This is a genomic window from Shinella sp. GW821-FHT10F02 (assembly GCF_058809275.1).
Genome location: NZ_JBXASL010000005.1, coordinates 383,134 through 396,207, shown reverse-complemented (window position 1 = coordinate 396,207; position 13,074 = coordinate 383,134). Strand labels below are relative to the sequence as shown.

Genomic DNA, 13,074 nt, shown 5'->3' with positions numbered 1-13,074 from the left:
GGTCTCTTCGAAATGTTCAAGTACAGCAAGCTCGCAGCAGTCGCCCTTATCGCGATTGCCGCCGCAAGCACCAGCGTCCGCGCACAGGATGCGGCGGCCGATCCGGTCGTCGCCAAGGTCGGCGCGCTCGAGATCCACGAATCGGAGCTGAAGCTCGCGATCGCCGGCCTCGACCCGCAGCTCGCCAACCTGCCGGACGAGCAGAAGCGCGTCGCAGCCCTCTCCTCCATCATCGACGTGAAGCTGCTGGCGGCAGACGCCGACAAGGAAGGCCTCCAGAACGACGCCGACTTCAAGCAGCGCCTCGCTTTCCTCACCGACCGCGAATTGCACAACGCCTATTTCAAGAAGCACGTCGTCGATGCCGTCACCCCGGAAGAGGTGAAGGCGCGCTACGACAAGGAAGTCGCCGCGATTACGCCGGAAGACGAGATCCGCGCCCGCCACATCCTCGTCAAGACCGAGGACGAGGCCAAGGCCGTGATCGCCGAACTCGATGCCGGCAAGGATTTCGTCGAGATTGCCAAGGCGAAGTCGACCGACCCGAATAAATCCGAAGGCGGCGACCTCGGCTATTTCGCCAAGGGACGCATGGTTCCGGAATTCGAAACGGCCGCCTTCGCACTGGACAAGGGCGCCTATTCCAAGGTCCCGGTAAAGACCCAGTTCGGCTTCCACGTCATCAAGATCGAGGACAAGCGCCAGCAGCAGCCCCCGGCGCTCGACCAGGTCGAAGCCCAGGTTCGTCAGCTCGTCATGCGCGACAAGTATCTGGCACTTCTGGAAAAGGCGAAGGCCGCGGCCCCCGTCGACATCCAGGACCCGGCACTGAAGACCGCCTATGACGCGGTCAACAAGCCGGAGGCAGCAGGCGAAGGCGAAGCAGCGCCGGCAACCGAAGGCCAGCAGTAAGATCGACAATGGCCCGGCTTTTTTCGCCGGGCCTCTTCTTGAGGCAGGAAAACAGCATGTCCGGTTCCATCTCCCCGCTCGCCCCGAAAACCTATGCCGAAATGCCGCCGGTCGGCGGTGTTCGCATGGCGACCGCCGCCGCCGGGATCAAGTACAAGAACCGCACCGACGTGCTGATGATGATCTTCGACCGCCCCGCAGCGGTCGCAGGCGTCTTCACCCGCTCCAAATGCCCTTCGGCGCCCGTCGATTTTTGCCGCGCCAATCTGCCGGGCGGCGTTGCCCGCGCCGTGGTGGTCAATTCCGGCAATGCGAACGCCTTCACCGGCCGCAAGGGCCGCGAATCGACCAAAATGACGGCGGAAGCCGCCGCCAAGGCCATCGGTTGCAGCGAAAGCGAAGTCTTCCTCGCCTCGACCGGCGTCATCGGCGAACCGCTCGACGCCACGAAATTCTCCGGCGTGCTCGACAGCCTCGGGACCTCCGCCACGGAAGATTTCTGGTTCGAAGCCGCCAAAGCGATCATGACGACGGATACCTATCCGAAGGTCGCGACCCGCACGGCGGCCCTCGGCGGCGTCACGGTCCGCATCAACGGCATCGCCAAGGGCGCCGGCATGATCGCGCCCGACATGGCGACCATGCTCTCCTTCGTCGTCACCGACGCGAATATCCCGTCCCCGGTGCTGCAATCGCTGCTCTCGGCCGGCGTCGGCCCGACCTTCAATTCCGTCACGGTCGACAGCGACACCTCGACGTCGGACACGCTGATGCTTTTTGCGACCGGTGCGGCCGAAGGCCAGGCGCCGGTGACGGCGGACGACGCAACGCTCGACGGTTTCCGCGCCGCCCTCAACGACCTCCTGCGTGATCTGGCCCTCCAGGTCGTGCGCGACGGCGAAGGTGCGCGCAAGATGGTGGAAGTCACCGTCGAAGGCGCCGAGAACGACGACGCCGCCAAGCGCATCGCGCTGTCGATCGCCAATTCGCCGCTGGTCAAGACCGCGGTTGCCGGCGAAGACGCCAACTGGGGCCGCATCGTCATGGCCGTCGGCAAGTCCGGCGAGATGGCCGACCGCGACCGCCTCGCCATCTGGTTCGGCGACGTGCGCGTCGCCGTCGATGGCGAACGCGACCCCGCCTATTCGGAAGAGGCGACCACCGCCGTCATGGAGAAGCAGGATATTCCGGTGCGCGTCGAGATCGGCCTCGGCAATGGCAAGGCGACGGTCTGGACCTGCGACCTCACCAAGGAATATGTCGAGATCAACGGCGACTATCGTAGCTGAGGCCCGGACCGCGTGACCCCTTCCGGACAAGCGACGACAAGCGATCTCCCCAAAGTCCGGCGGCTGGAAGCCGTCGGGTTTCGCGCCTGGCCCGCGGCCTCCGTCATCTATGACGGCAGCTGGCTTTGCCGGCTGACCGCCGGCCACCCCTCGCGCCGGCTGAATTCGGTGAACCCGCTCGATCCGTCGGACACGCGCGACATCGACATCCGCCTGCAGAAGGCGGCAAAACGCTTTGCCGATTACGGCCGCCCGCTGCTGGTGCGCCAGACGCCGCTGACCCCGCCGAAACTCGTCGCCTTCATGGACGAGGCCGGCTGGGTGGAGGACGGCCGCACCATCGTCATGATGGCAGACCTCGCCACCCTGATCCGCGACGAAGGCCTCGACCACCTGCCGAGCCGCGACGTCGGCCGTTTCGTCGATGCCCGCATCCGCGTGGCCGGCGACGACCCGGCGCTGAAACCCGGCCTCACCGAGATCATCAACGCCATCAAGCCGGAAACCGGCCTCTTCATCTTCGAGGAGCCCGATTTCGGCCCGACGGCGGTGACGATCGCCGTGCACGACAACGATCTCGTCGGCATCCTCCAGCTTGGCGTGGCGGAAGAACGACGCGGCCAGGGCACCGGCACGGCTATCCTGCATGCGAGCCTGCGCTGGGCGAAGCTCAAGGGCGCGCGCCACGCCTGGGTGCAGGTCGAGGCCGACAATGCGGCGGCAATCGCGCTCTACCGCCGCACCGGCTTCCATGACGTCTACCAGTACAGCTACCGGGGGCCGCAAGCGGCATGACCGAGACCATCGCAAAACCCCGCCGCATCCTGCTCGTTGCCGCCTGCGCGCTGGTCGATGCCGATGGCCGCATCCTTCTGGCACAGCGGCCGGAGGGCAAATCGCTTGCCGGCCTCTGGGAGTTTCCCGGCGGCAAGGTCGAGCCGGGCGAGACGCCCGAGGAGACGCTGATCCGCGAGCTCGACGAGGAACTCGGCATCCAGACGAAAGTGGCCTGCCTTGCGCCGCTGACCTTCGCCAGCCACACCTATGACGACTTCCACCTGCTGATGCCGCTTTACATCTGCCGCCGCTTCGAGGGCACGGCCCATGGCCGCGAGGGACAGGCGATCAAGTGGGTGCGCGCGAAGGCGCTGCGCGATTATCCGATGCCGCCGGCCGACGAACCGCTCATCCCCTTCCTGATGGACCTTCTTTGAGAAGTTTGGCTTTGAGGGGTTCGGCAGGAATTTACCCTGCATTTTTCGCGTCTCGTTAAGCAATCGTTTAGCACCGTCGTTCAAAGATTGAGCTTAACGTTGCAATGAATGCCTACGAGACTCAGAGATGCGTGACGAAGACTTCTGGAAAGCCGTTCAGGAGAAGGACTACACGCCGGCCGGAGATACCCGGACCGGTGCGTTGAACCTTGCTCTGCTGTTCGGCACGGCCGTCATAGCGCTTGCGCTGGTCCTTACCCCCGTGCTGTCGGCGAAGACCGACAAGCGCATGATGGCAAACGTGCCGGACGAATTCGATATGATCTCGACGGGATCGATCCCGTCGGAAGGCGGCAAGCGCTATACCGTGCGCCGCAGCGTGCTTCAGGAAATGCCGGGCGCCGTCTGCATCGTCAATGGCAATGGCCAGGGCAACGGCTGCTGAACCGGACAAACACGGGGGTGGGAATGGTGCTGAGACTGCTGAAATCATTCTGCTCCGATCGCGACGGCGGCACCGCCGTCGAATACGGCCTGTTGCTGGCGCTGATCTCGATCGGCCTGCTGCTCGGCTTGGAGAGCTTCCAGAACGGCCTCCAGAACACATTCGGCGCGGTCAGCAACAGCATCGATTCCGCTGGCAAGCAATAAGCCGGATCAGCTCCCGCCGCCCTGCTTCAGCGCATCGGCAAGCCGCATCGTCGCCGAACCCGGCTTCAGCGGCTTCTGCTGGCTTTCATGCGGTGCCCAGCCCGAAACATAGATGACGGAAAAGGTCGCGCGGATGCGCCCGTCCGGATCGGAAAAACGCTCCGCATAAAGCTCCGCCGCGCGCAGCAGCATGCCGCGTGTCAGCGGCCGGCGGCTGCGGCCGGAAAGCGGATTGGCCATGCCCATCGCCCGCAGATCCCGCATCAGCGGAAAGATCGAATCGTAGCGTACCGTATAGGCCTCCTTGTCCGTCACCGGCAGCGCGAAGCCGCCGCGCTGGAGCAGCGCACCGACATCCCGCACATCCGGGAAGGGAATGACCCGCGGGCTCGCCCCGCCCGAAATCTCGCTTTCCGCCGCCAGCAGCACCTCGCGCAGCTCCTGCAATGTGCCGCTGCCGGGGATTGCCGCGAGGAACAGCCCGTCCGGCTTCAGCGCCCGGCGGATCTGCACGAAGACGCCCGGCGTGTCATTGGTGAGGTGCAGCGAAAGCGGCGAGACGATAAGGTTCACCGATTGCTGTTCCAGCGGCACCGTTTCGAGCGGCGCCACCGTCAGCGTTTCGCCGGGTGCAGCAAACCGCGCATCGCTCTCTATCCGCTCGATGGCGTCCACCTTGCCCGTCTCCGTGATCGCCCGCGCGGTGGCACCGGTATGGCCGTGCAGCTCGACCGCGCGCTCGAAGCGGCGATCGATGACGCTGAGGCGCTCCGCAAGTTCCCGCGCCACCACGTCGAGCAGGAAATCCGCCGGTGTGCCGCGGAGCGCCCGCAGCCGGTTGGTGTCGATTAGGGCGTGGTCGAAGAGCGTTTCCATGGCAAGATCCCGTTCGGAATTCATGTCGCTTTGGCCGGTAAGACCGACTATTGTCAACCGCATGGGCGAAATCGAGGCCGAGGCATTGCCGGCAATCCCGCTCCGGCAGGGTATTACCCGCCGGCTGCGCGGCCTTGGCCGTGCCGCCCTCGACATCGTCTACCCGCCGGCCTGCCCCGGCTGCGACAGGCTTCTCGGCAGCCGCGCCAGCCTCTGCCCGCAATGCTGGTCGAAACTCGGCTTCATCGAGCGTCCCTATTGCGAAGTGCTCGGCACGCCGTTCACCCACGATCTCGGCCCCGGCATTCTCAGCGCCGACGCCATCGCCACGCCGCCGCCCTTCGACCGGTTGCGCTCCGTGGCGCTCTATGACGACCTCGCCCGCGTGCTCGTGCATTCGCTGAAATATCGCGACCGCACGGATCTGGCCCCCATGATGGCGCAATGGATGCTGCGCGCCGGCGACGGCACGGTGCAGGCGGCAGACGTCATCCTGCCCGTTCCGCTGCACCGCTTCCGCCTGATCTGGCGCAAGTTCAACCAGGCGGCGGAACTCGCCCGCGCGCTCGGCCGGCTTTCGGAAAAACCCGTGCTGATCGACGCCGTGCGCCGCACGAAACGCACCCGCCGCCAGATCGGCCTCGGCCCCCGGGCGCGCGAGGAAAACGTGCGCGGCGCCTTCACCGTGACGCCGGCCGGCCGCGAGGCGCTGTTCGGCCGGCGCGTCGTGCTGGTCGACGATGTCTACACGACCGGCGCCACCGTCGCCGCCGTCACCCGCACGCTGAAGCGCGCCGGTGTCACCGACATTACCGTTTTGACCTTTGCAAGGGCACTTCCCGGACCTATATGAAAAGGACGAATTTCCAAGTCTTGGAGCAGGTAAGCATGGCTTCGGTCGTTATTTATACGCGTCAATTCTGCGGCTATTGCAGCGCCGCCAAGAAACTTCTCGAGACCAAGGGCGTGAGCTTCGAAGAGCATGACGCGACCTATGCGCCGGATGTGCGCCAGGAGATGATCAAGCGCGCCAACGGCCGCACCACCTTCCCGCAGATCTTCATCAACGAGCGCCATGTCGGCGGCTGTGATGACCTGCAGGCGCTGGAGCGTGCCGGCGAACTCGACGCCCTGCTGGCGGCCTGAGGAGACACCCATGACCGTCACGATCGCCGCCCTCCAGATGTGCTCCGGGACCGACCCCGTCCGCAACGTGGAGACCATGCGGCGCCTCGTGCGCGAGGCGGCCGCCAAGGGCGCCGTCTATGTCCAGACCCCGGAAATGACCGGAGCCCTCCAGCGCGATCGCGCGGGGCTTAGGGCGATCCTGCGCTCCGAAGCCGACGACCTCGTGGTCGCCGCCGCAGCAGAGCTTGCAAAAGAACTGGGCATCCATGTGCATGTCGGCTCGACGGCCATTGCGCTTGCTGACGGCAAGGTCGCCAATCGCGGCTTCCTCTTCGGCCCGGACGGCGCGCAGGTCTGCACCTACGACAAGATCCACATGTTCGACGTCGACCTCGACAATGGCGAGAGTTGGCGCGAAAGCGCGGTCTATTCGCCGGGCGCCGTCGCCCGCATGGCGGACCTGCCCTTCGCCAAGCTCGGCTTCACCATCTGCTATGACGTGCGTTTTCCGGAACTCTTCAAGGTCCAGGCGCAGGCCGGCGCGGAAATCATCTCCGTCCCCGCCGCCTTCACCCGCCAGACGGGCGAAGCGCATTGGGAGACGCTGCTGCGCGCCCGCGCCATCGAGAACGGCGTCTACATCATCGCCGCCGCCCAGGCGGGCGTGCATGAGGACGGCCGCGAGACCTTCGGCCATTCGATGATCATCGACCCCTGGGGCCGCGTGCTCGCCTCTGCCGGTGGCACGGGGGAGGCTATCGTGGTCGCGGAAGTCGACCCCGCCGCCGTCAAATCCGCGCACCAGAAGATTCCCAACCTGCGCAATGGTCGCGCCTTCACGCTCGAAGTGGCAGGCGAACCCGCGAAGGGAGGCGTTGCCGCTTGATCCGCTACGAGCTTTCCTGTGACAACGGGCACACCTTCGAAGGGTGGTTCGGCTCGGCGGACGATTTCGACCGCCAGCAGAAGATGGCGCTCGTCTCCTGTCCGACCTGCGGCTCGGCGCATGTCGCCAAGCGCCTGATGGCGCCCTCCGTCTCCACCGCCCGCAAGAAGGAGCGCCGCCAGGAGCTCGTCGTGCAGGCCGGGCAGAAGGAGATGATGGGCAAGCTCCGCGAGATCGTCACCGCCATCCGAGCCAATTCGGAAGATGTCGGCGAGCGCTTCCCCGAGGAAGCGCGGAAAATCCACTACGGCGAGACCGAACAGCGCGGCCTGATCGGCCGGGCTTCCGCCGAAGAGGTGCGCGACCTGCTGGAAGAGGGCGTCGAAGTGGCGCCGCTTCCCGTCCTGCCCGACGAAACGAACTGATCAGGCGGACGCGCGCCGCGCCACCATCATGTAGTTCACGTCCATGTCCTTCGACAGGTTCCACTGGTTGGTCAGCGGGTTGAAGAACACGCCGGTGCGGTCCGTTACCGTCAGCCCGGATGCATTGAGCGGCTTCTCGATCTCTTCCGGGCGCACCAGCTTTTCATATTGATGCGTGCCGCGCGGCAGCCAGCGCAGCACGTTTTCCGCGGCGAAGATCGCGAGCGCCGCCGCCTTCATCGTGCGGTTGATCGTGGCGACGAACATCATGCCACCGGGGCGCACCATCGAGGCGCAGGTGGTGAGGAAGAACTCGACGTCGGAGACATGCTCGACCACTTCCATGTTGAGCACAACGTCGAAGGTCTCGCCGGCTTCCGCCAGCGCTTCGGCCGTTACGGCACGGTAATCGACCGGAACGCCGCTGCCGGCCGCATGCGCCTTGGCGATGCCGATATTCTTTTCCGAGGCATCCGCGCCGAGCACCTCCGCCCCCATGCGCGCCATCGGCTCGGAGAGCAAGCCGCCGCCGCAGCCGATGTCGAGGACGCGCAGGCCTTCGAGCGGACGATGCGCCTTCGGGTCGCGGCCGAACTGGGCGGAGACGATATCGCGGATATAGGTGAGGCGGACGGGATTGAACTTGTGCAGCGGCCGGAATTTGCCGTTCGGATCCCACCACTCCGCGGCCATCGCCGAAAACCGGTCGACTTCCGCCTGGTCGATCGTCGTGCGGGCTGCCTCGCTCATGGCTCGTCTCCTTCGCGTCCGTATCCCCGTGAAGTCGGCCTCCACGGGGCATATGTCAAGGGGGCGAAGTGAAGCGGCTCAGGGAAGCCGCGTCGCCTTGAGCCTCTCTTCGTCGAGCACGATGCCGAGGCCCGGCGCCTCTCCCAGGAGCAGCCAGCCGTTCTCGTGGCGCAGCGGCGTTGCGAGCGGATAGTCGCGGCGCGCCTCGCTCCATTCCGGCGTGTCATAGGGATATTCGAGGAAGGGCGCGTCCCCCGCACCCGCCGTCAGATGCGCATTGGCGAGCACGCCGATGCCGTTCGTCCAGGAGTGCGGTGTGAAGGTGACGCCTGCCTCGCGCGCCTGGAAGGCGAGCCGCCTGCAGCCGGTAATGCCGCCGACCAGCGCCACGTCCGGCTGGATGACGTCGAAAGCGCGCTCCTCGATGATGTCGCGGAACTCGTAGAGCTCGCGCGTCATCTCGCCGCCGGCGATGCGGATGTCGGTCGCCTCCTTGAGCGCCTTCATGCCCTTGCGGTCGGAGCGGTGCAGCGGCTCCTCCATCCAGTAGATGCCGAGCCGTTCCAGCTCGCGCGCCACGACCAGCGCATCCTTGAAGGTCCAGGGCAGCGTCGTGTCCCAGGGCATGCGCCAACCCTGGTTGCAATCGACCATCAGCTCCAGCCGGTCGCCGACACGCGCGCGGATCGCCTCCAGCGCCTTCACGTCGTCGCGCCAGCCATTGCGGCCGCCGGCAGACGACGAGAAGCGCACCTTCATCGCCGGAAAACCCTCTTCGATATAGCGCTCCGCCTGGTCCGCCATGGCGGCAGGCTCGCGCAGCACGCCGGAGGAGGCGTAGAGCCGGACACGATCCGCCCGGCCGCCAAGCATGCGCCAGACCGGCTCGCCCGTCACCTTGCCGGCAAGGTCCCAGAGCGCGAGATCGAGCGGCCAGCAGCGGCCGTAGTGGAAGTTGATATGCGACAGCACCTCATAGTGCCGTTCGAGATGGCGCGGGTCCTGACCGATGAACAGGTCCTCGTGGCCCTCGAACCCCTTCATCAGGTCGCCGGAGCCGATACCCTCGCGGCCCTCGTCATCCGTCACGCGCACGATCGTCGCGTCGAAATGCCGGCGCGGCCGGCCGTCCCAGCTTGCCTTGAACGGCGGATCGAGCGGCAGCCGGTGATGGCTGATCCCGATGGAAACGATCTTGCTCATGCGCCCCTCCCCTTCAAAACTTTAGCCGAACTGCTGCCAGATCGTCTTGTAATCGCAATATTTGTCGATCGCGTGCACCGAGCGGTCGCGGCCGAAGCCGGATTGCTTGAAGCCGCCGAAGGGTGTGGCGAAATTCGACATGTCATAGGTGTTGATCCAGACTGTCCCGGCATGGATCGCCTCGGAGAAGCGGTGCGCCCGGTCCATGTCGCGGGTGAAGACCGCGCCAGCCAACCCGTAGATCGTATCGTTGGCGATCGCGAGCGCCTCCTCCTCCGTGTCGAAGGCAATCGCCGCCAGCACCGGCCCAAAAATCTCCTGCCGGGCGATGCGCATATCGTTCGTCACATCGGTGATGACCCCCGGCGAGACATAATAGCCCCCCGTCTCCGAAAGCACCCGCTCTGCCCCGAAAGCCCGGCGCCCGCCGTCCTTTTCACCCATGGCGATCAGGCCCAGCACCTTGTCCATATGCTCCGCCTCGATCAGCGCACCGATCTGCGCCGAAGGCTCGAAGGGATGCGCCAGCGCGATCTCGCGTTTTACAACGGCCTCGATCTTCTCGATCAGCGTGTCCTGCACCGAGCGCTGCACGACGAGGCGGGTGGCGGCATGGCAGGTCTCGCCGGAATTGTAGAAGCAGCCCCAGGCGGCGGCACTCGCCGCCGCATCGAGATCGGCATCCTCGAACACGACGAGTGGCGACTTGCCGCCAAGCTCCAGCGCCACGCGCTTGAGGTTCGACTGCGCCGCATAGCCCATGATCAGCTTGCCGACCTCCGTCGAGCCGGTGAAGGCCACCATGTCGACATCCCTGTGCAGCGCCAGCGGCTTGCCGACTTCCTCGCCAAAGCCGGTGACGACATTGAACACGCCGGCGGGCAGGCCCGCCTCGGTCGCCAGTTCCGCCAGCCGCAGCGCCGAGAGCGACGACTGTTCCGCCGGCTTCAGCACGACGGAATTGCCGGCCGCAATCGCCGGCCCGAGCTTCCAGGCGTCGATGATCATCGGATAGTTCCACGGCGTGATCGCCGCGATGACGCCGAGCGGCACCTTGCGCACCAACGCGCGGGCCTTCGGTCCCGTCGGCGCGATCTCGTCGTAGAGCTTGTCGACCATCTCTCCGTAATACTGGATACCCTCGGCGCAGAGCCGCACATCGACGCCGAGCGAGGCCTGCACCGGCTTGCCGACATCGAGCGTCTCCAGCAGCGCCAGTTCCTCGCCATGCGCACGGATCAGCTCCGCCCAGCGCAGCATGATCTTCTTCTTCTCGATCGGCTCCTTGCCGCGCCACACCGCGCTCGCAAAGGCCTTGCGGGCGGAAGCCACCGCAAGATCGACATCCGCCACGTCACCGCGCGCCAGGACGGCACCCGGCTGGCCATCCATGGGACGCGTGCGGGTGAAGGTCTTGCCGGAAGCGGCGGGCTGCACCTTGCCCTCGATGAAATGCCCGCGCTCCAGCGAAAGGCCGGCAAGGCGGTCTTCCCAATAGGCGCGGCTGAACTGTTCGGTCATATCGGGTCCTCAGAGCGTCTTGGGCAGGGCCATCATCTTGGCCGCGAAGGTTTCGATGTCGGCGTCGGAAATCTCGCGCACCGTCGAGCGGCGCATGGGCTGGTTTTCCGGCGCGCGCATTTCGCGGGCGAGATCGGCGGTGGTGAAATCCGCAAAGGCCTTTGGCAGCGCGCGGACGATGCCGCAGCGATCCATCAGGTCGCCGACGAAGCCGGGCAGCATCGCCGCGTCGGAGAGCCCGCAGGCCCGCGCCGCAGCCGCAAGATCCGCCGTGTCGGCCTCAACCAGCCAGGCGAGCGTCGCCTCGAAGCCGAGCGCCGTGGCAAGCCCGTGATGCACCGGTGCAAGGCCGGCCAGCGCATGGCTGATATTGTGGGCGACCGCCGTGCCGCAATTATCGATGGCGACGCCGGCATAACACGAGCCGAGCAGCACCTTGCCGCGCGCTTCGATATCCGCGGGGTGCTTGACCGCCGTTTCCAGCGCCTCGGTCAGCAAGCCGAGCGCCGCATGGGCATAGAGCGCCGCGCCCGCATGGGCATTGCGGTTGGTCGCCGCCTCGAAGGCGTGCACGAAAGCATCGAGGCCGCACCAGGCGGTGAGGTTCGCCGGCAGCGTCACCGTCAGCGCCGGATCGAGCAGCACGAGATCCGCCTTGGTTTCCGGCCCCCAGATCCAGAGTTTCTTGCCTTCCGGCCCGGCAAAGATCGTCGTCGCCGAGGTTTCCGAGCCGGTCCCTGCAGTCGTCGGCACCATGATCTTCTTCAGGGGCGCCTTCGGCAGCGGATTGGCCGCGAGCGCATAATGCATCGGATCTTGCGAAGACGCCGCCGCGCAGGCCGCGATCTTGGCGATATCCAGCGCCGACCCGCCGCCGATGCCGACGACGAGGTCCTTGCCGCGGGCCGCCGCCGTTGCGGCCTGCACATGCGCAAGCTTCGGCTCGCCGGCAAAGTCCGAATAGAAATCCGCCGCCACGCCTTCGGCGGCGAACTGCGCTGCCAGGCGCGCGCCGAGGCCGCTGGCGGCAAGGAAACCATCGATGACGACGAGCACTTTTTCCGCGCCAAGCGCGCGGGCGGAGGCGGCGATGGTGTCATGAACCCCGTCGCCGAAGCGGATATCGGGCACGAAAGACGTTGCGAACTTCACGGAAACTCCCCCGAACGATTTTCCGAACCGTGCATCACGATTTCAGATTTTCAAATCCTTGGATTTTTCGGGCTTTTTGATAACATCAGATCATGAAGGCCAATTTGCTCGCCCATATCCCGCTGGAAGCCTTCCGCGTCTTCGACGCCGCCTGCCGGCACATGAATTTTTCCCGCGCCGGGCGCGAGCTCAATATCACGCAGGCCGCCGTCAGCCGCCGCATCAAGGGGCTGGAGGACCATCTCGGCACGCAGCTCTTCGCCCGCGCCGGCAAGAACCTGTCGCTGACGCCGCGCGGCGAAAAGCTGTTCCAGCGCGTGCGCGCCTCGCTCGATTATCTGGAGGAAAGCCTCGAACCCTTCCGCACCGGCGCCGGCCAGAGCATCTCGCTTGCCGCCAGCGGCTCCGTCTCGCATCTCTGGCTTGGCCCGCGCCTGCGCGATTTCGCCCGCGACAATCCCGGCGTTTCCATTCGCCTCGTCACCGTCGACAGCCCCGCCGACCTCGCCTCGGAAAACAACGACCTCGTCATCCTCTATTCCGCCGGCGAACATCCGCGCTGGAACCTGACGCCGCTTCTGGCCGAGGAACTGGCGCCGGTGGCGGCCCCCGCCTACATCGCCCGCAAGGGGCTCGATCCGGCCACGCTCGCCCCGGCCGATCTCGCCGGCCTCGACCTCATCGACTACGAACGCTTCAACGCCAACTGGATTTCCTTCCGCCCCTGGCTGGAGCGCGTCGCGCCCGAAACCTTTCGGCGCCGGCCGCTGCCCCGGCCGCATCTCACCTTCTCAACCTATGCACTCGCCATCGATGCCGCGCGCAGCGGCGACGGCGTGGCGCTCGGCAGCCTCGATCTCATCGCCGCCGAGCTTGCCGCGGGCACCCTCGTGCAGCTCGGCGGGACGAGCCTCGTCACCGGCTACGGCTACCATCTCGGCCTGCCGAAATTTCGCACCGCGCCGCCGGAGGTGCTGATGCTGCATGAAAGCCTGCTGGCCTCGCGCAACGCAGCGTGAGGCGAGCGCCGGGCCGCGCTTGCAGGTATGCGCCTTGTGGCCTATCAG

At 66.1% G+C, this 13,074-nt stretch carries 16 protein-coding genes; 11 read left to right on the top strand and 5 right to left on the bottom strand.

Going from position 1 to position 13,074, the window contains the following annotated elements:
- Positions 1-12 precede the first annotated feature (12 nt).
- The 6 genes from AC1RWL_RS18060 (at position 13) to AC1RWL_RS18035 (ending at position 4,066) form a co-directional block, all read left to right on the top strand.
- On the top strand, positions 13-912 hold the full coding sequence (locus AC1RWL_RS18060) for a peptidylprolyl isomerase (RefSeq protein ID WP_493095621.1): 900 nt from the start codon (positions 13-15) through the stop codon (positions 910-912).
- 56 nt (positions 913-968) lie between these two features.
- A complete protein-coding gene (argJ, locus tag AC1RWL_RS18055; protein ID WP_493095396.1) occupies positions 969-2,201 on the top strand; it encodes a bifunctional glutamate N-acetyltransferase/amino-acid acetyltransferase ArgJ in 1,233 nt (410 codons plus the stop codon).
- A 12-nt stretch (positions 2,202-2,213) separates the two neighbouring features.
- Positions 2,214-2,996 carry a GNAT family N-acetyltransferase gene (locus AC1RWL_RS18050; protein WP_492648809.1) on the top strand — a complete coding sequence of 261 codons (783 nt, stop codon included), beginning with the start codon at positions 2,214-2,216 and terminating at the stop codon, positions 2,994-2,996.
- The gene (gene mutT / locus AC1RWL_RS18045; protein WP_435268241.1) at positions 2,993-3,415 is read left to right on the top strand and encodes an 8-oxo-dGTP diphosphatase MutT; all 423 of its coding nucleotides are present in this window, start codon (positions 2,993-2,995) and stop codon (positions 3,413-3,415) included. The genes AC1RWL_RS18050 and mutT overlap by 4 nt, the downstream gene beginning before the upstream one ends.
- A 127-nt stretch (positions 3,416-3,542) precedes the next feature.
- Complete coding sequence (locus tag AC1RWL_RS18040; protein WP_256119390.1) at positions 3,543-3,860, top strand: hypothetical protein; 318 nt, start codon at positions 3,543-3,545, stop codon at positions 3,858-3,860.
- Positions 3,861-3,883: 23 nt separating this feature from the next.
- On the top strand, positions 3,884-4,066 hold the full coding sequence (locus tag AC1RWL_RS18035; protein WP_435268242.1) for a Flp family type IVb pilin: 183 nt from the start codon (positions 3,884-3,886) through the stop codon (positions 4,064-4,066).
- A 6-nt stretch (positions 4,067-4,072) separates the two neighbouring features.
- On the opposite strand, the gene AC1RWL_RS18030 is transcribed toward AC1RWL_RS18035, so the two are convergent.
- Positions 4,073-4,942 carry a methyltransferase domain-containing protein gene (locus AC1RWL_RS18030; RefSeq protein WP_493095397.1) on the bottom strand — a complete coding sequence of 290 codons (870 nt, stop codon included), beginning with the start codon at positions 4,940-4,942 and terminating at the stop codon, positions 4,073-4,075.
- Positions 4,943-5,003: 61 nt separating this feature from the next.
- Here AC1RWL_RS18030 and AC1RWL_RS18025 point away from each other — a divergent pair, with 61 nt between their 5' ends.
- The 4 genes from AC1RWL_RS18025 to AC1RWL_RS18010 are packed head-to-tail and all read left to right on the top strand — an operon-like array spanning position 5,004 to position 7,381.
- Positions 5,004-5,795, top strand: coding sequence for a ComF family protein (locus AC1RWL_RS18025; RefSeq protein ID WP_493095622.1), 792 nt, complete (start codon positions 5,004-5,006; stop codon positions 5,793-5,795).
- 35 nt (positions 5,796-5,830) lie between these two features.
- The gene (grxC, locus tag AC1RWL_RS18020; protein WP_256119393.1) at positions 5,831-6,088 is read left to right on the top strand and encodes a glutaredoxin 3; all 258 of its coding nucleotides are present in this window, start codon (positions 5,831-5,833) and stop codon (positions 6,086-6,088) included.
- Positions 6,089-6,098: 10 nt separating this feature from the next.
- Positions 6,099-6,956: a carbon-nitrogen hydrolase family protein gene (locus AC1RWL_RS18015; RefSeq protein WP_493095398.1), complete on the top strand. Its 858-nt coding sequence runs from the start codon at positions 6,099-6,101 to the stop codon at positions 6,954-6,956.
- Positions 6,953-7,381: a DUF1178 family protein gene (locus tag AC1RWL_RS18010; protein ID WP_435268245.1), complete on the top strand. Its 429-nt coding sequence runs from the start codon at positions 6,953-6,955 to the stop codon at positions 7,379-7,381. Before AC1RWL_RS18015 ends, AC1RWL_RS18010 begins: the two co-directional genes overlap by 4 nt.
- Here the strand turns inward: AC1RWL_RS18010 and ubiG are convergent, their stop codons facing one another.
- The 4 genes from ubiG to AC1RWL_RS17990 form a co-directional block, all read right to left on the bottom strand.
- On the bottom strand, positions 7,382-8,131 hold the full coding sequence (gene ubiG, locus AC1RWL_RS18005; RefSeq protein WP_493095399.1) for a bifunctional 2-polyprenyl-6-hydroxyphenol methylase/3-demethylubiquinol 3-O-methyltransferase UbiG: 750 nt from the start codon (positions 8,129-8,131) through the stop codon (positions 7,382-7,384).
- A gap of 78 nt (positions 8,132-8,209) precedes the next feature.
- The gene (locus tag AC1RWL_RS18000) at positions 8,210-9,334 is read right to left on the bottom strand and encodes a mandelate racemase/muconate lactonizing enzyme family protein (protein WP_493095400.1); all 1,125 of its coding nucleotides are present in this window, start codon (positions 9,332-9,334) and stop codon (positions 8,210-8,212) included.
- A gap of 21 nt (positions 9,335-9,355) precedes the next feature.
- Positions 9,356-10,855 (bottom strand): aldehyde dehydrogenase, encoded by a 1,500-nt coding sequence (locus AC1RWL_RS17995; RefSeq protein WP_493095401.1) that lies wholly within the window; start codon positions 10,853-10,855, stop codon positions 9,356-9,358.
- A 9-nt stretch (positions 10,856-10,864) separates the two neighbouring features.
- Entirely contained in the window at positions 10,865-12,007 is a 1,143-nt protein-coding gene (locus tag AC1RWL_RS17990) for an iron-containing alcohol dehydrogenase (RefSeq protein ID WP_493095402.1), read from the bottom strand.
- A 92-nt stretch (positions 12,008-12,099) separates the two neighbouring features.
- Here AC1RWL_RS17990 and AC1RWL_RS17985 point away from each other — a divergent pair, with 92 nt between their 5' ends.
- Positions 12,100-13,026: a LysR substrate-binding domain-containing protein gene (locus AC1RWL_RS17985; protein ID WP_493095403.1), complete on the top strand. Its 927-nt coding sequence runs from the start codon at positions 12,100-12,102 to the stop codon at positions 13,024-13,026.
- The last annotated feature ends 48 nt before the right edge of the window (positions 13,027-13,074 follow it).

Excerpts from the sequence above, each read along its gene's own strand:
- AC1RWL_RS18060 (WP_493095621.1), top strand. The coding sequence starts at position 13 with ATGTTCAAGTACAGCAAGCTCGCAGCAGTCGCCCTTATCGCGATTGCC.
- argJ (WP_493095396.1), top strand. The coding sequence starts at position 969 with ATGTCCGGTTCCATCTCCCCGCTCGCCCCGAAAACCTATGCCGAAATG.
- mutT (WP_435268241.1), top strand. The coding sequence starts at position 2,993 with ATGACCGAGACCATCGCAAAACCCCGCCGCATCCTGCTCGTTGCCGCC.
- AC1RWL_RS18040 (WP_256119390.1), top strand. The coding sequence starts at position 3,543 with ATGCGTGACGAAGACTTCTGGAAAGCCGTTCAGGAGAAGGACTACACG.
- AC1RWL_RS18035 (WP_435268242.1), top strand. The coding sequence starts at position 3,884 with ATGGTGCTGAGACTGCTGAAATCATTCTGCTCCGATCGCGACGGCGGC.
- AC1RWL_RS18030 (WP_493095397.1), bottom strand. The coding sequence starts at position 4,942 with ATGGAAACGCTCTTCGACCACGCCCTAATCGACACCAACCGGCTGCGG.
- AC1RWL_RS18025 (WP_493095622.1), top strand. The coding sequence starts at position 5,004 with ATGGGCGAAATCGAGGCCGAGGCATTGCCGGCAATCCCGCTCCGGCAG.
- grxC (WP_256119393.1), top strand. The coding sequence starts at position 5,831 with ATGGCTTCGGTCGTTATTTATACGCGTCAATTCTGCGGCTATTGCAGC.
- AC1RWL_RS18015 (WP_493095398.1), top strand. The coding sequence starts at position 6,099 with ATGACCGTCACGATCGCCGCCCTCCAGATGTGCTCCGGGACCGACCCC.
- ubiG (WP_493095399.1), bottom strand. The coding sequence starts at position 8,131 with ATGAGCGAGGCAGCCCGCACGACGATCGACCAGGCGGAAGTCGACCGG.
- AC1RWL_RS18000 (WP_493095400.1), bottom strand. The coding sequence starts at position 9,334 with ATGAGCAAGATCGTTTCCATCGGGATCAGCCATCACCGGCTGCCGCTC.
- AC1RWL_RS17995 (WP_493095401.1), bottom strand. The coding sequence starts at position 10,855 with ATGACCGAACAGTTCAGCCGCGCCTATTGGGAAGACCGCCTTGCCGGC.
- AC1RWL_RS17985 (WP_493095403.1), top strand. The coding sequence starts at position 12,100 with ATGAAGGCCAATTTGCTCGCCCATATCCCGCTGGAAGCCTTCCGCGTC.